Origin of the sequence: Bacillus sp. ISL-47 (assembly GCF_018613175.1) — a bacterium.
Lineage (GTDB): Bacteria > Bacillota > Bacilli > Bacillales > Cytobacillaceae > Cytobacillus.
On record NZ_JAGGQS010000008.1, the window covers coordinates 1 to 23,585 of the forward strand.

Genomic DNA, 23,585 nt, shown 5'->3' on the forward strand with positions numbered 1-23,585 from the left:
CAAAGATCAATCCGTCGCTCAAGGCGACTTTATTAATATATCATTTCTGATAATCAATGTCAACAAGTTTTTATAAAAAGCTTATTGATGAAGTTGTTCATCTCTTGCTGACTTGAATTAGTATATCAGCCAGACATTCTATTTGCAAGTGTTTTTTAAAAGAAAGTGATTTAATCAGTAACCAAAGATGAAATAAGCTCTTAATAAATAGGCTCTGTTAAAGCTTATTGATGTTTTTAAGCATCCTGTTTATTGGAGCGGAAGGCACAAGACCCTCGGAAATGCTATCGCATTTCCTTCGTGCGGTGTTTATTCAAGGAAGCTTATTCAAGAGGGAGTGCCAATCAAAGGGAGACCCTGCAGGAGTGTCGGACCGCCCGCTGTTCGCTGAGTGCCTCGTGATGAAACCAACAGGCAAATTTAACAGAGTCAATAAAAAAGATCTAATAAAAAATAGACCGCAAATAAATGGTCTATTTCAATACTTCGTCTATAAATAGCTGGCGGTTTTTTTCTAAATGAATAATCTCCCCAGTATCTTCTATTTTAACTAATGGCCTTGTCGGTGATTTTTCTTCTATAAAGAGGATTTCAGCATTCTGTCCATCTGAAAGCTTAACCCGGCTGCCAATAGAAAATGTCATTATGCCGGATCCCAAAGCCTGAATGGATTGGATATCATATTTTCCAAAGCTATCCTGAAGAAGCATCTCAAGCACTTTGAAAGGGGATTGCTTTCGCCGGTAGAGCCTCTGAGAGGTCATAGCATGGAAGGCATCTGCTACGGCAATTATTTTTCCAGTTTGATTGATTTTACTGCCTTCTTCACCAAAAGGATAACCGCTGCCATCTAGCCGTTCATGATGCTGAAACATGCCAATCTTCGTACTCTCCCTTAAGAGAGAAATATTTTGGACCATTTTAAAACTATGGGTGGAATGCCTTTTTATATCCTCAAATTCTTCAGAGCTTAGCGAAGTATTCTTTTGCAGGATAACAGGATTTATTTTTGCCATGCCTGCATCAGCAAGACAGCCCCCAAGTGCCAATTGCACAACTTCCCCTTTGTTAAAATTTAATTTCTTTCCTATAAATGCACTTATGATTCCGACTGCCACTGAATGCTGATGCAAATAGCCTTCATTAGTGGAAAGATGATGCAAGGAGAAAATTGCAGAAGGGTTACTCTCCATTTTGTCAATGAGGGGAATCATTATATTTCTAATTTTTGCGATATCTATTGGCATTCCTGACTGCCAGGCGAGAAATTCTTTTTTATAATTTTGAACTCCTATTAAAAAAGTATCTAAAAAGCTTGAATCATTTACTTTTGTTTCTTGGGTTTTCTGGACATCTTCAATTACTTCAGCAGGAATGAAGGGCATCCCATTCACTAATGTTTTTTCAACTACAGCCTCTTCAATTAAAAATATCTTCAAAATATGAAGCAATTCTTTTGTCAGAACGGTCTTTTGGCTAATGATCGGACGATTGGTCATACTAAAAACATCTTCTGATAAGATACAGCCCTCTTGCAATTCCTGGATATACACACGCACCGTTTCCACACCCCAAATGTAATGAGTCTTTTATACTATTTTACATTATTTGGACAAAAAAAAGGAACACAAATAATGTGTTCCTAAAAAAATTACTCCTCGTCATTCCCATTAACTTCTTCTTCAGAAAGGGTCTCAGCATTTTCAAGAGGCTTTGTTAGTTCTTCGTCATCTTTTTCTTCCTCTTTTTCAACCTTTGCAACCGTTGATACTGCTTCATCAGCGTCTTCATTTATGCGAATTAATCTTACACCCTGCGTGTTTCTGCCCATTGTCGAAATATCACTGACAGCCATGCGGATTAATACGCCGCCTGTTGTGATAAGCATAACGTCTTCTTCCCCTGTGACAGCTTTCATGGAAACAAGGCTTCCGTTCTTATCGGTAATGTTGCAAGTTTTGATGCCTTTACCGCCTCTTCCCTGGACGCGGTATTCTTCCGCAGGAGTACGTTTTCCGTATCCATTTTTCGTTACAATCAGGATTTGAGTGTCGTCTTCAAGCACTTCCATGCCAACTACTTCGTCATCCCTGCTTAAGCTAATTCCTTTTACTCCGGTAGCTGTTCTTCCCATAGAACGGACATCCTCTTCAGGGAATCGGATCAGCATACCATGGCTTGTGCCAATTATGATTTCCTTGCTGCCATCAGTTAAACGAACTGATATCAGTTCATCATCTTCACGCAGATTCAAGGCAATTAAGCCGTTGTTTCGTATATTTGCAAAGGATGATAACGGTGAACGCTTAGATATTCCTTTTTTTGTCGTAAAGAACAGGAACCAATCATCGGCAAATTCTTCCACCGGAATAATGGCATTTACCCATTCGTCCTTATCAACACCAAGAAGGTTAATGATTGGAATCCCTTTAGCCGTACGGCTGAATTCAGGGATTTCATATCCTTTAGCGCGATACACCTTTCCTTTATTCGTAAAGAAAAGAATTGTATCATGCGTAGAAGTCGTAATGAGATGCTCAACGAAGTCATCCTCATTCGTACCCATTCCCTGGATTCCCCGGCCGCCTCGTTTTTGTGCACGGTAGGTAGATACAGGGAGACGCTTGATATAACCTTTGTGAGTTAAAGTAAGAACAATATTTTCACGCGGAATTAAATCTTCGTCTTCGATTTGCTCGATGCCGCCAGCCACGATTTCAGTACGGCGTTTATCGTTAAAGCGCTCTTTGATTTCATTTAGTTCTTCACGGATAATTTCCAGTACTTTTTCTTCATCAGCCAAAATAGCCTTTAATTCGGCAATAAGCGCTACAAGGGCTGAATATTCGTCTTCAATCTTTTCGCGCTCTAAACCTGTCAGACGCTGTAAGCGCATATCAAGAATAGCCTGAGCCTGTTTCTCAGAAAGATTGAATTTTGTCATTAAGCCTTCGCGTGCAATATCAGTGGTCTGGGAACTGCGGATGAGACTAATAACCTCATCAAGATGGTCAAGCGCAATCCTCAATCCTTCCAGAATATGCGCACGGGCTTCAGCCTTTTTAAGTTCAAATTCAGTTCTGCGGCGAATAACTACCTTTTGGTGATCCAGATAATATTGAAGACACTGTTTTAAATTAAGTACCTTAGGCTGGCCATCTACAAGAGCAAGCAAGTTAATTCCAAAACTAGTCTGGAGGGCTGTTTGCTTATAAAGATTGTTCAGCAAAACATTGGCATTTGCATCTTTGCGAACTTCCATGACAATGCGCATTCCGTTTCGATCAGATTCATCACGCAAATCAGTAATCCCGTCAATACGCTTATCACGGACAAGTTCTGCTATTTTTTCAATCAGTTTAGCCTTATTCACCTGGTAAGGAAGTTCATTAACAATGATAACTTCTTTCCCATTTGACTTTTCCTCAATTTCGACTTTAGCTCTTAATGTAATAGAGCCACGTCCGGTTTCGTAAGCTTTGCGGATTCCGCTCCGCCCCAAAATTAATCCCGCAGTTGGAAAGTCAGGACCTGGAATAATTTCCATTAGCTCTTGAACACTCAGATCAGGCTCCTGGCTGATTGCCAGAACCCCATCAATCACTTCTCCAAGCTGGTGTGGAGGAATATTGGTAGCCATCCCTACGGCAATCCCGGATGTTCCGTTTACCAGCAGGTTCGGGAAGCGTGAAGGAAGTACAACAGGTTCTTTTTCGGCACCGTCGTAGTTATCCTGATAATCGATCGTGTCTTTATTGATATCACGCAAAAGCTCCATCGAGATCTTGGACATTCGTGCCTCTGTGTAACGCATGGCAGCTGCCGCATCTCCATCAACAGAACCAAAGTTTCCGTGACCATCAACAAGCATATAGCGATAGTTGAAGTCCTGAGCCATACGCACCATTGTGTCATAAACAGCAGAGTCACCATGTGGATGGTACTTACCGATAACTTCCCCAACGATACGGGCGGATTTTTTAAATGGTTTATCGGAATGCATTCCTAAGTCATGCATAGCATACAGTATTCTTCGGTGTACCGGCTTTAAACCATCTCTTACATCTGGAAGGGCACGGGAGACAATTACGCTCATGGCATAATCCAGGAAAGAAGAACGCATTTCCTGGCTAATATTAATTTCTTTTACTTGAGAATTAGGTGTATCGGCCATCTAAAGGAACCTCCTTTGAAGAAACTAGGGATGATCTGACATCCACTTGTTACTTATCATTTAGGTGTAGCTGAATTCACTCTGCAGAAGCAAATGATGGCTGCAGCTCCTGCACTTCTTGCTTTTATTTTAAATAAATCTGAAGGGATAAAAATATAAAACAACCAGAATAGACCTACTATGTAAAAGCAGGATAGAGAAACCCTATCCTGAAAGAAAGCGGAGGCACCGCATATGGCACCCCAACTATGAAATTCCCTGGTGCAGAAAGATCCCTTTTACAATTTGACTGTGTAAAATTGGCCTGTTGATTTCCGCTCAAGAAACTCGCTATCCGCGGGCGGTCCGACGCATTCGCGCCTACCGCTCCAATCAACATTGAGCATTAACACAGCCTGCAATTTAAATATCCAAGTTCTTTACGTATACCGCATTTTCTTCAATGAAATTACGGCGCGGCTCTACTTTATCGCCCATTAGTATTTCAAACGTCTCATCTGCTTCAATGGCATCTTCAAGGTTTACCTGGAGAAGTGTTCTCGTCTCCGGATTCATTGTCGTTTCCCACAGCTGACCAGGGTTCATTTCTCCGAGACCCTTATAGCGCTGAATTCCAGGCTTTGGCTGGCTTGGAAGTTCGCCTAGGATTCTTTCCAGTTCACGCTCATTATAAGCATATTCAATGCGTTTGCCCTGCTGTATCTTGTAAAGCGGAGGCTGGGCAATGTAAATGTAGCCCGCTTCAATAATTTGTCTCATATATCGGTAAAAGAATGTTAATAATAATGTGCGGATATGTGCCCCATCAACATCCGCATCAGTCATGATTACAATCTTATGATAACGGGCTTTTGAGATATCAAAATCTTCGCCAATGCTGGTTCCAATTGCAGTAATGATAGCACGGACTTCATTATTGGATAATATTCTATCCAAACGAGCTTTTTCTACGTTCAGAATTTTACCTCTTAGAGGAAGGATTGCCTGGAAATGACGGTCACGCCCTTGCTTGGCAGAACCTCCTGCAGAGTCACCCTCAACCACATAGATTTCGCTTATAGATGGATCCTTAGAAGAACAGTCTGCAAGTTTACCCGGAAGGCTTGAAACTTCAAGGGCACTTTTTCTTCTCGTAAGCTCTCTCGCTTTTTTGGCAGCCAGCCTTGCTCTCGCAGCCATTAGGCCCTTTTCTACAATCCTTCTTGCTACCGTTGGGTTTTCCAGCATGAATTTTTCAAGAGCTTCTGAGAAAATAGTGTCCGTTGCAGCACGTACTTCAGAGTTCCCAAGCTTGGTTTTTGTCTGACCTTCGAACTGAGGGTCCGGATGTTTAATTGATACGATTGCGGTTAATCCTTCTCGGACGTCTTCGCCCGAAAGGTTCGCATCGCTTTCTTTAAAGACACCGTTTTTTCTGGCGTAATCATTAATGACTCTTGTTAATGCCGTTTTAAAGCCTGATTCATGTGTACCGCCTTCATACGTATGAATATTATTGGCAAAAGAGTAAATATTGCTTGTGAAGCCATCGTTATACTGAATAGATACTTCAACCGTAATGCCTTCTCGTTCTCCCTCAATGTAGATAGGCTCATCATGGAGAACTTCTTTCGTTCTATTCAAATGTTCAACGTACGATTTAATCCCGCCATCGTACATATATTCATTTTTCTTATTTTCCTGACGCTTATCTTCAATCGTGATCGTTAATCCTCTATTTAAGAAAGCTAATTCACGAATGCGGTTTGCCAGCGTTTCATAATCATATTCAAGCGTTTCAGTGAAAATTTCACTGTCAGGCTTAAAGTGAATGGTTGTTCCAGTATGGTCTGCTTCTCCAATTACTTCGAGATCAGCACTTGGAACTCCCCGCTCAAATTTTTGATAATATTTTTTTCCATCACGATGGACAAACACTTCCAATTCAGTTGAGAGAGCATTTACAACAGAAGCACCAACACCATGCAAACCTCCGGAAACCTTGTATCCTCCACCGCCAAATTTTCCACCGGCATGAAGAACGGTCATAATAACCTCAACTGCCGGGCGGCCCATTTTCTCATGGATTCCAACCGGTATACCACGGCCATTATCGACTACAGTAATACTATTATCCTTTTCAATGATTACATTGATCTCTGAACAATATCCGGCCAGCGCTTCATCAATACTATTATCGACTATTTCCCAAACGAGATGGTGAAGGCCTTTGGCACTTGTTGAACCGATATACATTCCCGGACGTTTTCGAACTGCTTCCAGACCTTCCAGAACCTGTATCTGATTCTCATCATAGGATTGTTCCTGTACTGCCTTTTGCTCCATTGCCACATCGGTCACCTACACTTTCCATTGCATTCCAAATTCGCTAATCTATAAAAAAGCTTGGCTGTACTTAGAGATGCACCAAACTATAATTTTTTAAAATTCATGAACACTTAATTTATGCGATCTTTTTTTCAACGTACCTGAAGCCAGCGGGGAGAAATAAATTTTTCCTGTCGTTACCACAACAGATTTGTAAGAACCTTTTGCGAGGTTAATAACAGAATCATCCTGGCGTTCTAAACAATCTTCTGCATATTTGGAAGATATGGCGCTTTCTTTATCAATTATGGCCACAATATCTCTTGCTCGGACTAACACATCTTCACCTACATGGATGTACATGCGATCACCTCACTGAATCTTATTGATTCTTCCTGCTTCAACACTGAAGGCTGCTGCCTCTTTCAGTGTCTGGTGGTCTATTCCATCAACGCTTGTCGTTGTGACAAAGGTTTGAACCTTCCCTTGAATGGTATTCAATAAGTGGGATTGACGGTAATCATCCAGTTCTGAGAGGACATCATCAAGCAGGAGAATGGGATACTCTCCTATTTCAGAATGGATCAGTTCAATTTCAGCGAGCTTAACGGATAGAGCAGTCGTCCTTTGCTGGCCCTGGGAACCGAATGTTTGCACATCGCGCCCATTCACATGAAAAATAAGGTCATCCCGGTGCGGGCCAAACATGGTGACACCCCGCTCGATTTCCCTGCTTTTCACTTTTGAAAATTTTTCTTCGTATACTTTAACCATTTTCGACAAATCCTGTTCTTCTGATACCTCTGCAGAGGGCTTGTACTGAATTTTCAAGGTCTCCAGCCCTCTTGAAATGCCTTCATGGATTGGTTTTGCCCAATTTTCAAGCAATCTAAGAAATTCAAACCGCTTGGAAACAATCTTGGCAGCCATTTCTATAAATTGTTCTGTCAAAATTTCAAGCATGGTATGGTCAGTCTGCTTTTTTATCTGAAGCATCTTTAAGTAATGGTTTCGCTGCTGGAGGATTTTTTGATATTGGCTAATATCATGCAAATAGACAGGTGAAACCTGCCCAATCTCCATATCAATAAAACGACGCCTTACTTGAGGGCTCCCTTTTACAAGATGGAGGTCTTCAGGCGCGAACATAACAACATTCATATTGCCGACATACTGGCTTAATTTCTGCTGTTCTATATGATTGCATTTGGCTTTTTTGCCTTTTTTGCTTATCACTAATTGCATTGGCAGGGACCCATGGCTTCTTAGGACCCTTCCTTCTATTTTAGCATAATCTTGATCCCAGCGAATAAGATCTTTGTCATTTGATGTCCTATGGGACTTTGCCATCGCAAGTACATAGATGGATTCCATGACATTAGTCTTCCCCTGGGCATTTTCTCCCAGAATGACGTTCACTTTATTCTCAAAATTGACTTCCAGATCTTCGTAATTCCGGTAGTTTTTTAAAAGCAATTGCTCTATATACATAGACGCTACATCCTTTTAGGGTAGGAGCTTAAAAACAGCCAGTTAAACGATAGTAAATTCACCAACATTGGGAATTTCGACTTTATCTCCTGTTCTTAGCTTTCTTCCCCGTCTTTGATCCTGTTCTCCATTTACAAAAACTTCGTACTCACTTAAAAACCATTTAGCCATTCCGCCAGTTTGAATCACATCGGCAGCTTTTAGGAATTGGCCCAATGTAATATATTCCGTATCGATTTGTACTTCCGTCATATTATTCACTCTTTCTCATTGTCAGACTTTATGTGCTATGCGGAGAAATCCTGTTTATCATGCACCAAGCACAACAATTTCTAGAATGTTATCTAATATTCTATTTTACTAAATAAATCTCATATACACAAAGAAAACCCGCTATAGCCTTTAATATTTATTATTCCCTTGCAGTTTGCCGATATTCGGACTCCTTTGGCCATCGTTTTGCTTATCCGGACTTACAGCTTTTTTAATCCGTCCAACTACCGGCAGATGATTTCTTGCATAAAAAAAGTAAGCCGCCGGCAACGGCCGGCAGCTCCATTATTAGTCTTAATATGTTCTAACTGGCAGAATCAATTGCAGGATTGAGTCGTCATTTAACGGTTTTATGATAAATGGCCGCATAGCGCCAGTAAAGCTTACAGTAATTTCTGAGCCTTCAAGGGCCTTTAGGGCATCCATCATGAATTTCGCACTAAAGGAAATTTTTAATTCTTCTCCTTCAACAGATTGGCTTTGGACCTCTTCAACAACCTTTCCGATTTCCGGCGTATTGGATGAAATTTCAATTACTCCGCCTTCAATGGTGGAAAGCTTGACCACATTATTTCGTCCTTCTTTTGCCAATAATGAGGCACGGTCAATTGCCTGAAGGAATTCCTTCGTGTTAACAACTACATCTGTCTTGCTGTCTGTTGGAATTAACCTGGAAGTATCCGGGTAATTTCCTTCGAGCAGCCTTGAGAAGAATAGCAAATGCTCGGCTTTAAACAATACTTGGTTTTCGGTAATGACAATATCAATCAGATCATTATTGTCATCAAGGATCTTGCTCAATTCACTTAAGCTTTTGCCTGGAATGACTACATTATAATTTTCGTTGGCATTTGTTTCGACTTGGGCTTTCCTTAATGCCAGCCTGTGGCTATCTGTTGCAATACAGGTTAAAGTGCCGTTTTCCACCTTCCAGTTTACACCTGTCAAGATAGGGCGTGTTTCTGAGGTGGACACTGCAAAAACAGTCTGGCGGACCATCGCCTTTAATAGGTCCGTCGGGATTTTAAAAACATTCTCTTCCTCAATTTGAGGTAAGTGAGGATACTCCTCTGCATCCAATCCATTTAAGTTAAACTCGGACTTACCCGAACGGATAACAGTCTGAAGGTGGTTTTCAACATGTATCTCAACACTGTCAGTAGGAAGTTTTTTAACAATCTCACTAAAGAACCTTGCCTGCAGCACAATTGCACCAGGCTGTTTGATCTCAACAATTTCATCTCCGTCTTCCTCATTTGGAATAAAAGATTCGATTGAAATATCGGAATCACTTCCTGTTAGTGTGACTCCTTCTTCTGAAGCAACGATTTTAATACCTGTTAAGATAGGAATGGTTGTTCTGCTTGTTACAGCTTTCATTACATCCTGGACGCTCTGAACCAAACGATCCCGCTGGATTATAAATCTCATTTTTTTTAATCCTCCAAGCATATTTTAATGGCCTAATGAATATATATATATTTTATAAAAAAATAATAGAAGTACTAGTAGGGCCTGTTAACATGTGGATAACTGTGTTTTTCGAAAGGAAACACAGCCTATCCACATGTGGACAGACTGTGTGTAAGTTAGGTCAAGTTATGCACAGTTACACCTTGAGCAATTCATTTATTTCTTTGATCTGTTTCTCGAATTGAGAATCTGACTGAAGCATTTTTGAAATTTTTTCATGGGCGTGAATGACAGTTGTGTGGTCCCTTCCGCCAAATTCTTCCCCAATTTTAGGAAGAGAAAAATCGGTTAATTCCCTGGATAAGTACATGGCAATTTGCCGCGGAAATGCAACTGATTTCGTTCTTTTCTTCGCTTTAAAGTCCTCAAGCTTCACATTAAAATGTTCACCCACTACCCTTTGAATTTCATGGATTGTGATCACCTTTGGCTTGGAGCTTGGGATGATATCCTTTAAAGCCTCTGCTGCAAGATCAGCATTTATATCTTTATTTATTAAAGAGGAATAGGCAACTACTCGAATAAGCGCACCCTCTAGTTCACGTATGTTTGAATCAATTTGGTTGGCAATATACAGCATGACTTCGTTTGGTATGTCGAGTCCCTCTGCTTTTGCTTTTTTTCGTAAAATCGCAATACGCGTTTCCAGATCAGGCGGAGTTATATCAGTAATAAGTCCCCATTCGAATCTGGAGCGAAGACGATCTTCAAGTGTCGGAATTTCTTTTGGCGGCCGGTCACTTGAGATAATGATTTGCTTACTTTCTTCATGCAATGTATTAAATGTATGGAAAAATTCTTCCTGGGTTTGTTCTTTTCCAGCTAAAAACTGAATATCATCGATAAGAAGAACATCCACGTTTCGATATTTATTGCGGAAATCTCCCGCTTTGTTATCTCTGATTGAGTTAATGAATTCGTTCGTAAACTTCTCGGAAGATAAGTAAACTACTTTAGCAGATGGATTATGATCTAATACATAATGGCCAATTGCATGCATGAGGTGAGTTTTACCCAGCCCAACTCCCCCATAAATAAATAGTGGATTATACGCCTTTGCGGGTGCTTCTGCAACTGCAAGTGAAGCTGCATGTGCGAAGCGGTTACCCGATCCAATAACAAAAGTATCAAATGTATACTTAGGATTAAGCATGGTTAATGGCAATTCAGGCTGGTCTTCCTCTGTTTTTTTCTTTTTTGGCGGAACCGGTAGATCCACCTCTTCTTCACTCTGATTTTGCGGAATGATAAATTTTACCCCTAACTCTTCACCAGTAATGTCATAAAGAATTCCGGAGATCAGTTGGGAATAGCGCTCTTCCAGCCAATCACGGGCAAACTCATTCGGGGCCTTGACCACTAAAGTATCGCCTTGAAGTGAATGAGCTTTTGTCGATTTTAGCCAAGTATCAAAGCTTGGTTTGCTGATTTTCTTTTCGATATTGGCAAGAGCGTTATTCCAAAGATCCGCAATGTTTTCCAATAGATATCCCTCCTTTGCCGTTAGTTTCGTGCAACAAAAACTATAGGTTATACAAGCTGTACAACCATCTATTTTATAAATATACGAAACTGTTTATGTGGAAAATTATATAATAAGGAAGTAAAGTGGAATTTCGACAGTATCCACTGTCTGTGGACAAACTTTTACAAACCCCTTGGATAACCTGTCCACATGTTATCCACAATCTGTGGATAATGAAGATATGCACTATGATTTATTAAGTGTGAAAACACAATAATGATAACAGATAATCCTAATGGTTGCAATGCTTTTTAAACCTTTATCCACAAGTCCCCTATCATGTGCATAATTATTGTCCACAGCCCCTGTTTGTGTGAAAAACTTGTCAATATGTGATGTGGATAATGAAAATGCTGTCGAAAAATTATCCACAGAGGGATTTTTGGTGAAAATTAAAGCAAAGTGTTGACTTTAGCAGTTGTTAATTGAAACGGATGGCAAAAGGACACCAGCGGGAAAAGTGAATCAAAAGAGGATCCCACAGAGGCATTGCATTTGAGAGCGGCGGAATGCCAGCGAAAAGCGAGTGCGTGGAGAGCCCATTAACAGACAAATTTAGCAGCGCTAAAGAGAAAAACGTGGAAAAAACGAATTTTAGGATGACATTCGTGCGAAAAGAAGGTAAACTTTCTGAGTGGGTTCATTCAGATCTGCTAAAAGAGAAAAAGTGCAGGGAGAATGTAAGCCTGGCTTAGAAAAGATTTTTTTGCCAATGAAGGCAGAGAGCTTAACGATGAATAGTTGACAATTTTCAAGTTTCATCTATATAATTAGAAAGACTGTCTTTAACAGCAATTCCTCAGGGAGGTGTCATATAATGAAAAGAACTTATCAACCAAACAAGCGTAAGAGAAGCAAAGTTCACGGTTTCCGCAGCCGCATGAGCACTCCGAACGGACGTAACGTCCTTGCTCGCCGCCGCCGCAAAGGAAGAAAAGTATTATCTGCTTAGGCCACTGAAACGTCAGTGGTCTTTTTTTCCATGTATAGATTAATGTTATAATGGCTGCCGGGGCAAAAGAGGAAATTTCCTGCTGAAGCCCCAAGTCGCCATACGCTTTTCTAAGTAGGTGATGACGTTGAAAAAAGAATTTCGGGTAAAAAAGAATAAAGAATTTCAAGAGGCCTTTAAAAAGGGAAAGTCATTCGCCAATCGTCAATTTGTTGTATATATATTGAAAAAAGAGGAACAGGGCCATTTCCGTATTGGGCTGTCTGTTAGCAAGAAAATCGGCAATGCTGTTATGAGGAATCAGATTAAAAGATATATTCGCCAGGCTTTTTTAGAGCTGGAGGAAGAAATAAAGCCACAGTATGATCTGATTGTCATCGCCAGGAAGCCTGTTGCGGATATGGATTTCCATGAGGTGAAAAAAAGCCTTACCCATGTTTTAAAGATTTCACGGGTTTTGAATAAACCTAGACTTGGAAATACTAAAAATCAATAGTCTTTATCTATCTTTATTATGAAGCACTTCATTATAAAAGATGATAAAATGAGATACATATGAGCGAGTCCCGCTCTAGGGGACAAGCAAATGTAATATATTTAATTATAAGGAGCAATAAGGAGGAAAAAACGGTTGAAGAAACGAATATTCCTATTAATCGGTTTGGTTTTTGTTATGGCGCTTTTGTCAGGCTGTACGGAAATCAACCAGCCGATTACGTCTGAAAGCGAAGGCTTTTGGAATGAGTATATTGTCTACCCGCTTTCGCTGTTTATTATTAAAGTAGCAGAATTCACAGGCGACTATGGACTTTCAATCATTATTGTTACTATCGTTATCCGTCTGGTAATCTTGCCATTAATGATTAAACAAACGAGAAGTTCCAAAGCAATGCAGGCGATTCAGCCAGAAATGCAGAAGCTTCGTGAAAAATACAGTTCAAAAGACCAGAAAACCCAGCAGAAGCTGCAGCAGGAAACAATGGCATTGTTTCAAAAACACGGGGTTAACCCTCTTGCAGGATGTTTTCCATTAGTCGTTCAAATGCCGATTCTAATTGGTTTCTATCATGCGATTACACGTACTCGTGAAATCGCAAACCATAATTTCCTATGGTTTGACCTTGGTTCTCCGGATCCAATTTACTTATTGCCGCTAATTGCAGGTGTCACAACATTCATTCAGCAAAAAATGATGATGGCCGGCACTGAGCATACAGGGCAAATGGCAGCACAGATGAAGATGATGCTTTATCTTATGCCGATTATGATTGTTATTTTTGCTATTAATTTCCCAGCTGCTCTCTCACTTTACTGGGTAGTGGGTAATATCTTTATGATCATACAAACTTATTTTATTAAAGGTCCGGACCTGAAAGCTGCGGCGGCCGGAAATGCAGGAGGAGCCAAAAAGTGAAACAAGTAACTGCTACAGGACAGACCGTCAAGGAAGCAGTAGAGTCAGCTTTAGCTCAATTAAATACAACTGAAGACCGCGCAGAGATAACAATAGTTGATGAAGGTAAAAAAGGCGTTTTTGGGATTTTCGGTTCCCGCCCGGCAGTCGTAAAGGCTGTTAAGAAGCTCGATCCGATTGAAGAAGCTGAGAAGTTCCTCAAGGAAGTCAGTGAGAAAATGGGAGTGTCCATTAAAATTGAAACATTAAAGGACGGAAAAAATGTTCAATTTATCCTATCCGGTGAAAAAATTGCTCTTTTAATCGGTAAAAGAGGACAAACACTCAATTCACTGCAGTACTTGACACAGCTTGTCATCAATCGCTTTTCTGACCAGTTCTTAAATGTGGTTGTGGATGCGGAAGATTACCGGAAGAGACGCCAGGATACACTGATTCAATTAGCTGAAAGGCTTGCTCAAAAGGCTTTGAAGACGGGAAAGGAAATTGCGCTGGAACCTATGCCTTCCTATGAAAGGAAAGTGATCCATACCGCTCTCGTTCATAATAAGAGAATAAAAACGTATTCTGACGGCAATGATCCACATCGCCATATTGTCATAGCCCCGGCCAGAACAAGATAGCCGGAAGAACGATTTAAAAACCCAATCCACTCACGGATTGGGTTTTTTTATAAGGCTCTTTTTGTATAGATTGTTTTTGGCCTAAAAAGCTTGCCCGTTGATTTCCGCTCCAGTCACGCAGCGAACCCGCGGGGAGGAACGGGAGCCTCCTCGGCGCTTCACGCCTGCGGGGTCTCCCGCTCCCTCTCTTCCCGCCGGAGTCAAGTGCCTTCCACTCCAATCAACTCAGTAGACTTTACGAAAACAGCCTTTTACAAAAAATCAATTCCTCTCTAAAATATTAATTCTCCATTGGTTTTATTGTTATTCACATGTGGATAAGTTAAAATAGAGCATATTAAATATAGAGCGTGTGGATAATTGTTTTTTCTCAAAAGGAAATTGTCTGTGGACAAGCATAAAATGAACGGTTTGAGATGCTTTTCTAACAAATAGGCATGTGATATTCTATTAATTTGGGAATCGATATAATAGTCATTCTTATATAGATCGATGAAAGCTAAAAAAAAGAGAGGTGAAGAGAGTGGAATTTGATACAATAGCGGCCATTTCTACGCCGATGGGTGAGGGTGCCATAGCCATTGTCCGGCTCAGCGGCGACCAGGCTTTTGAAATTGCGGATCGTTTATTCAGAGGGGTAGGAGGAAAGCGTCTGAAGGATGTAGCCTCCCATACCATTCATTACGGCCATATCATTGATCCGAAAACAGGTGAGGTAGCAGAAGAAGTAATGGTATCAGCGATGAAAGGCCCGAAAACATTTACGAAAGAAGATGTTATCGAAATAAATTGCCATGGCGGTCTGGTTTCGGTCAATCGTGTATTGCAGTTATTATTAAATAATGGAGCACTTCTTGCAGAGCCTGGTGAATTTACAAAACGAGCGTTTTTGAACGGCCGAATTGATTTGTCGCAGGCAGAAGCTGTAATGGATTTAATTCGGGCTAAGACAGACAGGGCCATGAATATGGCGCTCGGGCAGATGGAAGGACGGCTTTCAAAGCTCATTCAAAAGCTCCGCCAGGAAATTCTGGAGATCCTTGCCCATGTGGAAGTGAATATTGACTATCCTGAATATGATGATGTAGAGGAAATGACCCATCATATGCTGCTGGAAAAGTCCTCTTATGTAAAGAAGGAAATTGAAAAGCTTCTGCGTACATCCCAGCAGGGAAAAATTTTGCGTGAAGGACTGTCCACTGTTATTGTTGGACGTCCAAACGTCGGTAAATCCTCTCTATTGAATAGCCTTGTCCATGAGAATAAGGCTATTGTAACAGATATACCGGGAACAACACGCGATGTAATTGAGGAATATGTCAATGTAAGGGGTGTTCCGCTGAGATTGCTGGATACGGCAGGGATTCGGGAGACTGAAGATATTGTCGAACGGATTGGGGTCGAAAAGTCCAGACAGGTATTAAAGGAAGCCGACCTTATTTTGCTGGTACTTAATAATTCGGATGAGTTAACGGCAGAGGATGAAAATATATTTAAAGCGGTCGAAGGCATGGACGTCATTGTCATTGTCAATAAAATGGACCTAGACCAAAAAATTAATATGGACCACGTTCATGAACTTTCTAAAGAACATAAATTGGTCACGACCTCTTTATTGGAGGATAAAGGGGTAGATGATCTGGAAGAGGCAATTGCTTCCCTTTTCTTTGAAGGATCCATTGAGGCCGGGGACATCACATATGTATCAAACACCCGCCATATCGCCCTATTAAATCAGGCTTTTAATGCCATTGATGAGGCCATGCAGGGTGTTGAAATGGGAACGCCGATAGATATTGTGCAAATCGATTTAACGAGAACATGGGAGCTTCTTGGCGAAATTATTGGCGACAGTGTTCATGAAAGCTTGATTGACCAATTATTCTCTCAGTTCTGTTTAGGGAAATAGATAATTTTTCAGACAAGAAAAATGCCGCAATAGCGGATTATGATTGCAGTAAAGGAGGCCGCATCATGACATATGAAGCTGGAAGTTATGATGTCATAGTAGTCGGAGCCGGACATGCAGGTGTTGAAGCAGGCCTTGCTTCGGCCCGTCTTGGCGCTAAGACATTAATGATTACGATAAATTTGGATATGGTAGCCTTTATGCCGTGCAATCCTTCTGTAGGAGGACCTGCCAAAGGGATTGTTGTTAGGGAGATAGATGCGCTTGGCGGAGAAATGGGCAAGAATATTGATAAAACCCATATTCAGATGCGAATGCTTAATACTGGAAAAGGGCCTGCCGTTCGTGCATTGCGAGCCCAGGCTGATAAATTCACGTATCAGCACGAGATGAAAAAAACATTGGAAAATGAACCGAACCTGAGAATGATTCAGGGGATGGTTGAGCGGCTGATTGTGGAAGATGGAGAATGCAAAGGCGTTATCACCCAGACAGGTGCCGTTTATTCTTCAAAAACGGTTGTCATTACGACGGGTACATTCCTAAGAGGAGAAATTATTCTAGGGGAACTTAAATACTCCAGCGGTCCTAATAACCAGCAGCCCTCCATTAAGCTTTCAGAGCATCTGCAGGAGCTTGGGTTTGATTTAGTGCGTTTTAAAACAGGAACCCCTCCGCGTGTTAACAGCCATTCCATTGATTACAGCAAGACAGAAATACAGCCTGGCGATGATGTGCCTAGAGCTTTTTCTTTTGAAACAACAAAGTTTATAACTGACCAGCTGCCATGCTGGCTGACTTATACAAACGAAGAAACACATACACTGATTGACAATAATCTTCATCGTTCCCCCATGTACTCCGGTATGATTAAAGGAACAGGGCCTCGTTATTGCCCATCCATTGAAGATAAGGTTGTCCGCTTTAATGACAAACCACGGCATCAGATCTTTTTGGAGCCGGAGGGACGGAATACGCAGGAAGTATATGTACAAGGTCTTTCAACAAGCTTACCTGAAGATGTTCAGCAGAAGATTCTTAGAACCATTCCAGGATTGGAAAATGTCCAAATGATGCGTGCAGGCTACGCTATAGAATATGATGCCATTGTGCCGACTCAGTTATGGCCGACCCTTGAAACAAAGAAAGTGAAAAATCTTTTTACGGCTGGCCAAATTAACGGGACGTCAGGCTATGAAGAGGCAGCGGGACAGGGGCTGATGGCTGGCATGAATGCCGGATTAAAGTCTCTGGAAAAAGAAGAAGTCATCCTAAGCCGTTCAGATGCTTATATTGGCGTACTGATTGATGATTTGGTCACTAAAGGAACGAATGAACCATACCGTCTGCTAACATCAAGAGCTGAATATCGTTTGCTTCTTCGCCATGATAATGCTGATTTGCGCTTAACTGAGCTGGGGCACAAGGTTGGGCTGATCCGCGATGAACGCTATGAGAAATTCCTGTTGAAAAAACAAGCCATTGAAGAAGAGAAGAATCGCCTTCAAGGTATTATTATTAAACCAACCAGTGAAGTTCAGGAACTGATCAAGAGCCAGGGCGGCAGTGAGCTGAAGGATGGAATCCGTGCATCTGATTTATTGAAGAGGCCGGAAATGACTTATGAGCATATCCAAAGGCTTGTGCCGGCTGAGGGAACACTTGATCCGGATGTAACGGAACAAGTTGAAATACAAATCAAGTATGAAGGATATATTGAAAAATCTCTCCAGCAGGTGGAGCGCCTGAAGAAGATGGAAAACAAGAAGATCCCTGAAAACATTGACTATGATGCCATTAACGGACTAGCATCCGAAGCGAAACAAAAACTGAAAGAAGTTAGGCCTCTATCGATCGCACAGGCATCAAGAATTTCTGGAGTTAACCCTGCGGACATCTCCATTTTGCTTGTTTATCTGGAACAAGGCAGAATTGCCAGGGTATCGGCAGAATAAAAGCAGGGTGCAGCTAATTCGTACGGGATAAATCCGATCATGTCTTATAGCGGAAAGGATTTGCTAATGAATATAGAACAATTTACAGAAATGCTGGCGGCGAAAGGGATTGCCCTTTCGCCTCGGCAATTAAATCAATATGAAACCTACTATTCCACATTAGTGGAATGGAATGAAAAAATGAATTTAACAGCAATTACAGATAAAGAAGATGTTTATTTAAAGCATTTTTATGATTCAATTACCGCAGCATTTTACTTTGACTTTAAACAGCCGCTGAAAGTTTGCGATGTCGGAGCGGGTGCGGGTTTTCCAAGCATTCCGTTAAAAATTGCATTTCCGGAATTACATATTACGATCGTTGATTCACTTAATAAACGCATCGGTTTTCTAGAGCATTTGGCAAAGGCATTAGAATTGGAAAACGTCCGTTTTATTCATGACCGCGCGGAAACCTTTGGCCAAAATAAAGAATACCGCGAATCCTTTGATGTTGTGACAGCAAGGGCAGTTGCCAGATTGTCGGTATTGAGCGAGCTTTGTTTGCCGCTGGCTAAAACAGGAGGCTTGTTTGTTGCCATGAAGGGTGCAAGTGCAAAAGAAGAGCTGGATGCCGGCAAGAAAGCGATAGCGGTCTTAGGCGGAAAACTTGTTGACGCTCATACCTTCACATTGCCAGAGGAAGAAAGCGAGCGCAACATTTTGATCATTAAAAAGGAAAAAAGCACACCTAAAAAGTATCCAAGGAAGCCGGGTACACCCAATAAAACACCAATTGAGTAGGGTGCACATTTCAGCAATGTATGACATAATGGTATAGATTAATTTGTCTTTTACCAAATATTATATTGTTACAGTTCGGCAGGAATTGTCATTATTATAGAGAATATGTAATAGGGAGTTTCGTAAAGGTGGTGCAGGGTGATGAAGCATTCTTTCTCACGCTTTTTTGGCCTAGGCGAAAAGGGAGAACAAGTTACAGCGGAAAAACCAGCAGAAGAACAATTGGATATTGAAGTTGAAGACTTAAGCGAAAAAGAAGAAGTTAAGAAAATACCTATTGACCAAATCGTTCCCAACCGTTTTCAGCCAAGAACGGTGTTTGATGATGAAAAAATAGAAGAGCTTTCTCGAACCATCCATACACATGGCATTATCCAGCCGATTGTTGTACGGGAATTTGAAGGCGGCCAGTTTGAGATTATTGCTGGTGAACGAAGATATCGGGCCATGAAAAAGCTTGGCTGGGAAGAAGCCCCGGCAATCGTAAAGAATCTCAGCGATACAGAAACCGCTTCAGTTGCATTAATTGAGAATCTTCAAAGGGAAGAATTATCCCCAATTGAAGAGGCTGTTGCATATGGGAAGCTTTTGGAGCTGCATAATCTGACACAGGAAGCATTGGCGCAGCGCCTTGGGAAGGGCCAATCAACCGTTGCGAACAAGCTTAGGCTGTTAAAACTGCCTCAGCCTGTCCAGGATGCATTATTAAGCAAGTCGATTACTGAACGGCACGCCCGTTCGCTTATCCCTTTAAAAGATCCTGAAAAGCAAGTTGCTTTGCTGCAGGAAATTGTGGAAAAAAATCTAAACGTCAAGCAGACAGAAGATCGTGTGGTAAGGATTCTTGAACAGAAAAATCCGAAGCCAAAGCCAAAGCGGAAAGCTTTCAGCAAGGATATGAGAATTGCCGTCAACACCATCCGCCAATCTCTTTCCATGGTTTCTGACAGCGGCATCAATCTAGATTCCGAAGAAGAGGAATTTGATGAATTTTATCAAATTACAATTAAAATTCCTAAAAAGAAATAAAATGAACGCGGGAAACCAAACAGGCCAACTGTTGGATTCTCGCGTTTTTTGCTGTTCCCCTAAAGTCTCCTATTGTCCTATGCACATGAAATACTCTAATTCCAAAAGACTGTTAGAATCTTCTTATTTTTAACAAAAAAATAATTCTCTCTCCTTTTTCGTGATAAAATAGACTACGTGATTAAAGGGTATTCAAAAAATTTAACCCTATTAGAATCTTGATTTAGCACCGTGTTAATTGGAGCGGAAGGAATAAGATCCACGAAAGTGTTTTCGCATTTCCTCCAGAGGTAAAATCGTGTGTGCTTAGTCCTGCGGGAGTAGGGAGTAAAGGGAAAGACCCCAAAGGCGCGAATACGCCGAGGAGCTTCGGAACACCCGCAGTTCGCAGAGTGCCTGCAGCGGAAATCAACACGCTAGTTTAACAGAGTATAAAATAAATGATATAGAGGCTGTTATTTTTAATGATGAAAGCAGGTGACACCGTGGGCAAGATTATAGCTGTAGCGAACCAAAAAGGCGGAGTGGGCAAGACCACTACTTCCGTCAATCTGGGCGCATGCCTGGCATACATAGGAAAGAAGGTCTTATTGGTTGATATTGATCCCCAGGGGAACGCAACGAGCGGGATTGGCATTGAAAAAGCTGATGTGGACCAATGCATATATGATGTACTTGTTGACGATGTGGAAGCAGCAAAGGTAATAAAGTCAACATCGGTTGAGAATTTATATGCAATTCCCGCTACTATCCAGCTGGCAGGTGCGGAAATTGAATTGGTTCCTACCATTTCAAGAGAAGTAAGGTTGAAAAGAGCTTTGGAAGAGGTAAAAGCAAACTTTGATTATATTATTATTGACTGCCCTCCTTCCCTCGGACTTTTAACAATTAACTCATTGACAGCATCTGATGCGGTCATTATACCGGTGCAATGTGAATATTATGCGCTTGAAGGTTTGAGTCAGCTTTTGAATACAGTCCGCCTTGTTCAAAAGCATTTGAATCATGATTTAAAAATTGAAGGTGTTTTGCTGACCATGCTCGATGCCCGTACTAACCTTGGCATTCAGGTCATTGAAGAGGTTAAAAAATATTTTCAGGATAAAGTATATAAAACCATTATTCCCCGCAATGTGCGTTTGAGTGAGGCTCCGAGCCATGGTGAACCGATTATTACTTATGATCCGAAGTCACGCGGAGCTGAAGTATATTTAGAATTGGCAAAGGAAGTGGTTTCGAATGGCTAAAGGCTTAGGAAAAGGTCTGAATGCTTTTTTTAACAATATTGAAGCTGAAAAAGAAGAAACGTTAAAAGAGGTTAAAATTAAAGAACTCCGCCCAAATCCTTATCAGCCGCGGAAAGTGTTTGAAAAGGAAGCGATTGAAGAATTAAAGCAGTCCATTATGGAACATGGAATTCTCCAGCCGATCATTGTCCGGAAAAGCATAAAGGGCTATGAAATTGTTGTTGGCGAGCGGCGCTATCGGGCAGCAAAAGAAGCCAATCTGGAAACCGTTCCTGTTGTTGTGAAAGAATTAAATGAACAGCAAATGATGGAGCTGGCTGTCCTTGAAAATTTGCAGCGTGAAGATTTAACTCCTATAGAAGAAGCTGCAGCCTATCAGCTTTTAATGGATAAGCTGAAGGTAACCCAAGAGGAATTAGCCAAGCGCCTAGGGAAAAGCAGGCCGCACATTGCAAATCACATCCGGCTGCTATCTCTTCCTCCTAAAATACAGGAACTGATATCAGATGGGAAAATATCGATGGGACATGGACGCGCGCTGCTGGGATTAAGAAAGAAAGAAAAATTGCCGGCACTGGTCGAAAAAACGATCAAAGATGGCTTGAATGTCCGCCAGCTGGAGCAGCTGATACAACAGTTGAATGATGTTTCACGTGAAACGAAGAAGCCTAAGGTTCAAAAGGATATATTTATAAAGGAACGTGAATCCTCTCTTAGAGAAAGATTCGGAACCACTGTTCATATCAAGCAATCCAAAAACAAAGGAAAGATCGAAATCGAATTTTTCACTAAAGAAGACTTGGAGCGTATTATCGAACTTTTGGATACCCATTCTTAAGCCATCTTCAGGATGGTTTATTTTTTTGAAGGATTCTTTTAAAAATGATTGTCTATATGAACCTTCCGTGATATTGTTGATGAAATAATTATTCGAAATACGAAATAATAATAGATAAGGTGAAAAGTATGTTTCTGCTTGGTACGCTTGTTAATGGTTTGTTAATTATTATCGGAACCTTTTTAGGGAAATTGCTTCATCGAATTCCCGAGAATATGAAAGGAACAGTTATGCATGCCATTGGCCTTGCTGTCATTGTGCTTGGCCTCCAGATGGGCTTCAAGAGCGAGAATTTTCTCGTAGTTATTTTAAGCCTCGTTTTCGGAACCGTAATTGGTGAATATTTTGGATTGGAAGATAAATTGAATAGGTTTGGCGACTGGCTTGAAAAGAAGATTGGTTCAAAGGGTGAAGGCAGCATTTCGCAAGGCTTTGTGACAGCGACACTGATTTTTGTTATTGGCGCCATGGCCATTATCGGTGCACTGGATAGCGGGATTAGAGGCGACCATTCTGTTCTTTATACAAAATCCATTATTGATGGTTTTACGGCATTGATTCTCACTACTACCTTGGGAATAGGCGTTTTGTTTTCAGCTTTTCCAGTCATGATTTATGAAGGGTTAATTGCCCTTTTTGCTACACAAATTGACCGAGTTGTTCCCCAAATCCTGATGGATAGCTTTATAAAAGAAATGACCGCTACAGGCGGAATCATGATTTTTGCCATTGGCCTGAATTTAACCGGGCTGACAAAAATCCGGGTAGCCAACCTGCTGCCGGGGATATTGGTAACCGGGGTCATTGTCTCGTTGATCTATTTTTCTGGTCTTTATTTCTAGGCGCTGTTAAAAGCTCTTCTTAAAAGCAAAACAGAATAAACTCTTCAAAAAAGCCATGAGAGTCTGCTCCCATGGCTTTCTTTCAATTTTTATGGTGTTTGTTCACGATTCAATTCCCATTTAAATGCCGGCCAGGCTGGTGCTGTCTGATGTGTAAGACTAGCTTCATAAATGCCATTGGCAATTGTTTTGGCCATTTTCAGTACCAGGTTTAGCCTCGTGTTCTGAAGAACAAAGAATTCCATAAAGCCGCTTACGTTCACAATGCCGGTTATATGCATATGCCCTACTTCTGGAAGATCTTTGTTCACGCCGGCTCCAGGCTTAACAGGCCCTTCCCCGATTTGGATGACTCCCACACTTTTTAATCGGCCTAAGCATGCATCAATGCCAATAATATAGGGATTAAAATGTTTTTTCTTAATTTCGTTCAGCTTTTCTTCCAGGTTTACGGCATGAATGGGATCTTCTAGTGTCCCATATACGTGAAAAGAAGAAATGGACTTTTCCTCAAGGAGTGTGCCGACAAGCGGACCTAATGAATCGCCTGTAGAACGGTCTGTGCCTATACAGACAAAAACGATGGGACGGCTGCCGATGCCTGAAGGTAAAATATTTTTCAGCTCAGCAGCCAATTTAGCAGCCGCGTTTGTTTCTTCGTGCGCTATCCTGGCAGAAGCCCCGCCTTTTTTATCAAACAAATTTGGTTTGAAATTCATATAGGTCCCACTCCCTCTTTATTCCTTGCCA

Annotated in this window: 20 protein-coding genes; 11 read left to right on the forward strand and 9 right to left on the reverse strand. The window is 41.2% G+C overall.

Features of this window, described 5'->3' with window-relative positions:
- Positions 1-473: 473 nt before the first annotated feature.
- From J7I93_RS03435 to dnaA, 8 genes are all read right to left on the reverse strand, one after another.
- Entirely contained in the window at positions 474-1,559 is a 1,086-nt protein-coding gene (locus J7I93_RS03435; RefSeq protein WP_214987696.1) for an HD-GYP domain-containing protein, read from the reverse strand.
- 92 nt (positions 1,560-1,651) lie between these two features.
- Positions 1,652-4,174, reverse strand: a complete 2,523-nt coding sequence (gene gyrA / locus J7I93_RS03440) for a DNA gyrase subunit A (protein ID WP_214723335.1) — start codon at positions 4,172-4,174, stop codon at positions 1,652-1,654.
- A gap of 402 nt (positions 4,175-4,576) precedes the next feature.
- Positions 4,577-6,499, reverse strand: coding sequence for a DNA topoisomerase (ATP-hydrolyzing) subunit B (gene gyrB / locus J7I93_RS03445; RefSeq protein ID WP_214723587.1), 1,923 nt, complete (start codon positions 6,497-6,499; stop codon positions 4,577-4,579).
- 96 nt (positions 6,500-6,595) lie between these two features.
- Positions 6,596-6,844, reverse strand: coding sequence for an extracellular matrix regulator RemB (gene remB, locus J7I93_RS03450; protein ID WP_214723336.1), 249 nt, complete (start codon positions 6,842-6,844; stop codon positions 6,596-6,598).
- Between the two features lie 9 nt (positions 6,845-6,853).
- On the reverse strand, positions 6,854-7,972 hold the full coding sequence (gene recF, locus J7I93_RS03455) for a DNA replication/repair protein RecF (RefSeq protein ID WP_214723338.1): 1,119 nt from the start codon (positions 7,970-7,972) through the stop codon (positions 6,854-6,856).
- A gap of 42 nt (positions 7,973-8,014) precedes the next feature.
- Positions 8,015-8,224 (reverse strand): S4 domain-containing protein YaaA, encoded by a 210-nt coding sequence (gene yaaA, locus J7I93_RS03460; RefSeq protein ID WP_214723340.1) that lies wholly within the window; start codon positions 8,222-8,224, stop codon positions 8,015-8,017.
- Between the two features lie 315 nt (positions 8,225-8,539).
- Positions 8,540-9,676 (reverse strand): DNA polymerase III subunit beta, encoded by a 1,137-nt coding sequence (gene dnaN, locus J7I93_RS03465; protein ID WP_214723342.1) that lies wholly within the window; start codon positions 9,674-9,676, stop codon positions 8,540-8,542.
- Positions 9,677-9,854: 178 nt separating this feature from the next.
- Entirely contained in the window at positions 9,855-11,201 is a 1,347-nt protein-coding gene (dnaA, locus tag J7I93_RS03470; protein ID WP_214723344.1) for a chromosomal replication initiator protein DnaA, read from the reverse strand.
- An 859-nt stretch (positions 11,202-12,060) separates the two neighbouring features.
- On the opposite strand from dnaA, the gene rpmH reads away from it, so the two are divergent.
- The 11 genes from rpmH (at position 12,061) to J7I93_RS03525 (ending at position 22,835) form a co-directional block, all read left to right on the forward strand.
- On the forward strand, positions 12,061-12,195 hold the full coding sequence (gene rpmH, locus J7I93_RS03475) for a 50S ribosomal protein L34 (RefSeq protein ID WP_026584874.1): 135 nt from the start codon (positions 12,061-12,063) through the stop codon (positions 12,193-12,195).
- A gap of 127 nt (positions 12,196-12,322) precedes the next feature.
- A complete protein-coding gene (rnpA, locus tag J7I93_RS03480; RefSeq protein ID WP_214723346.1) occupies positions 12,323-12,691 on the forward strand; it encodes a ribonuclease P protein component in 369 nt (122 codons plus the stop codon).
- A gap of 135 nt (positions 12,692-12,826) precedes the next feature.
- Positions 12,827-13,609 (forward strand): YidC family membrane integrase SpoIIIJ, encoded by a 783-nt coding sequence (gene spoIIIJ, locus J7I93_RS03485; protein WP_214723348.1) that lies wholly within the window; start codon positions 12,827-12,829, stop codon positions 13,607-13,609.
- Positions 13,606-14,232 carry an RNA-binding cell elongation regulator Jag/EloR gene (gene jag / locus J7I93_RS03490; RefSeq protein ID WP_214723350.1) on the forward strand — a complete coding sequence of 209 codons (627 nt, stop codon included), beginning with the start codon at positions 13,606-13,608 and terminating at the stop codon, positions 14,230-14,232. The genes spoIIIJ and jag overlap by 4 nt, the downstream gene beginning before the upstream one ends.
- 523 nt (positions 14,233-14,755) lie before the next feature.
- Positions 14,756-16,141: a tRNA uridine-5-carboxymethylaminomethyl(34) synthesis GTPase MnmE gene (mnmE, locus tag J7I93_RS03495; protein WP_214723352.1), complete on the forward strand. Its 1,386-nt coding sequence runs from the start codon at positions 14,756-14,758 to the stop codon at positions 16,139-16,141.
- A 65-nt stretch (positions 16,142-16,206) separates the two neighbouring features.
- Positions 16,207-18,096, forward strand: coding sequence for a tRNA uridine-5-carboxymethylaminomethyl(34) synthesis enzyme MnmG (mnmG, locus tag J7I93_RS03500; protein WP_214723354.1), 1,890 nt, complete (start codon positions 16,207-16,209; stop codon positions 18,094-18,096).
- Positions 18,097-18,162: 66 nt separating this feature from the next.
- Entirely contained in the window at positions 18,163-18,879 is a 717-nt protein-coding gene (rsmG, locus tag J7I93_RS03505; RefSeq protein WP_214723589.1) for a 16S rRNA (guanine(527)-N(7))-methyltransferase RsmG, read from the forward strand.
- 141 nt (positions 18,880-19,020) lie between these two features.
- Positions 19,021-19,908, forward strand: coding sequence for a nucleoid occlusion protein (gene noc / locus J7I93_RS03510; protein WP_214723356.1), 888 nt, complete (start codon positions 19,021-19,023; stop codon positions 19,906-19,908).
- A gap of 485 nt (positions 19,909-20,393) precedes the next feature.
- Positions 20,394-21,155: a ParA family protein gene (locus J7I93_RS03515; RefSeq protein WP_214723358.1), complete on the forward strand. Its 762-nt coding sequence runs from the start codon at positions 20,394-20,396 to the stop codon at positions 21,153-21,155.
- Entirely contained in the window at positions 21,148-21,993 is an 846-nt protein-coding gene (locus J7I93_RS03520) for a ParB/RepB/Spo0J family partition protein (protein ID WP_214723360.1), read from the forward strand. The genes J7I93_RS03515 and J7I93_RS03520 overlap by 8 nt, the downstream gene beginning before the upstream one ends.
- A gap of 128 nt (positions 21,994-22,121) precedes the next feature.
- Positions 22,122-22,835: a DUF554 domain-containing protein gene (locus J7I93_RS03525; RefSeq protein WP_214723362.1), complete on the forward strand. Its 714-nt coding sequence runs from the start codon at positions 22,122-22,124 to the stop codon at positions 22,833-22,835.
- Between the two features lie 89 nt (positions 22,836-22,924).
- On the opposite strand, the gene yyaC is transcribed toward J7I93_RS03525, so the two are convergent.
- On the reverse strand, positions 22,925-23,554 hold the full coding sequence (yyaC, locus tag J7I93_RS03530) for a spore protease YyaC (protein ID WP_214723364.1): 630 nt from the start codon (positions 23,552-23,554) through the stop codon (positions 22,925-22,927).
- Positions 23,555-23,585 lie beyond the last annotated feature (31 nt).

Coding starts and splice junctions, on each gene's coding strand:
- dnaN (WP_214723342.1), bottom strand. CDS start 9,676: ATGAGATTTATAATCCAGCGGGATCGTTTGGTTCAGAGCGTCCAGGAT.
- J7I93_RS03520 (WP_214723360.1), top strand. CDS start 21,148: ATGGCTAAAGGCTTAGGAAAAGGTCTGAATGCTTTTTTTAACAATATT.
- yyaC (WP_214723364.1), bottom strand. CDS start 23,554: ATGAATTTCAAACCAAATTTGTTTGATAAAAAAGGCGGGGCTTCTGCC.
- J7I93_RS03525 (WP_214723362.1), top strand. CDS start 22,122: ATGTTTCTGCTTGGTACGCTTGTTAATGGTTTGTTAATTATTATCGGA.
- gyrB (WP_214723587.1), bottom strand. CDS start 6,499: ATGGAGCAAAAGGCAGTACAGGAACAATCCTATGATGAGAATCAGATA.
- remB (WP_214723336.1), bottom strand. CDS start 6,844: ATGTACATCCATGTAGGTGAAGATGTGTTAGTCCGAGCAAGAGATATT.
- noc (WP_214723356.1), top strand. CDS start 19,021: ATGAAGCATTCTTTCTCACGCTTTTTTGGCCTAGGCGAAAAGGGAGAA.
- rsmG (WP_214723589.1), top strand. CDS start 18,163: ATGAATATAGAACAATTTACAGAAATGCTGGCGGCGAAAGGGATTGCC.
- gyrA (WP_214723335.1), bottom strand. CDS start 4,174: ATGGCCGATACACCTAATTCTCAAGTAAAAGAAATTAATATTAGCCAG.
- yaaA (WP_214723340.1), bottom strand. CDS start 8,224: ATGACGGAAGTACAAATCGATACGGAATATATTACATTGGGCCAATTC.
- recF (WP_214723338.1), bottom strand. CDS start 7,972: ATGTATATAGAGCAATTGCTTTTAAAAAACTACCGGAATTACGAAGAT.
- rpmH (WP_026584874.1), top strand. CDS start 12,061: ATGAAAAGAACTTATCAACCAAACAAGCGTAAGAGAAGCAAAGTTCAC.
- mnmG (WP_214723354.1), top strand. CDS start 16,207: ATGACATATGAAGCTGGAAGTTATGATGTCATAGTAGTCGGAGCCGGA.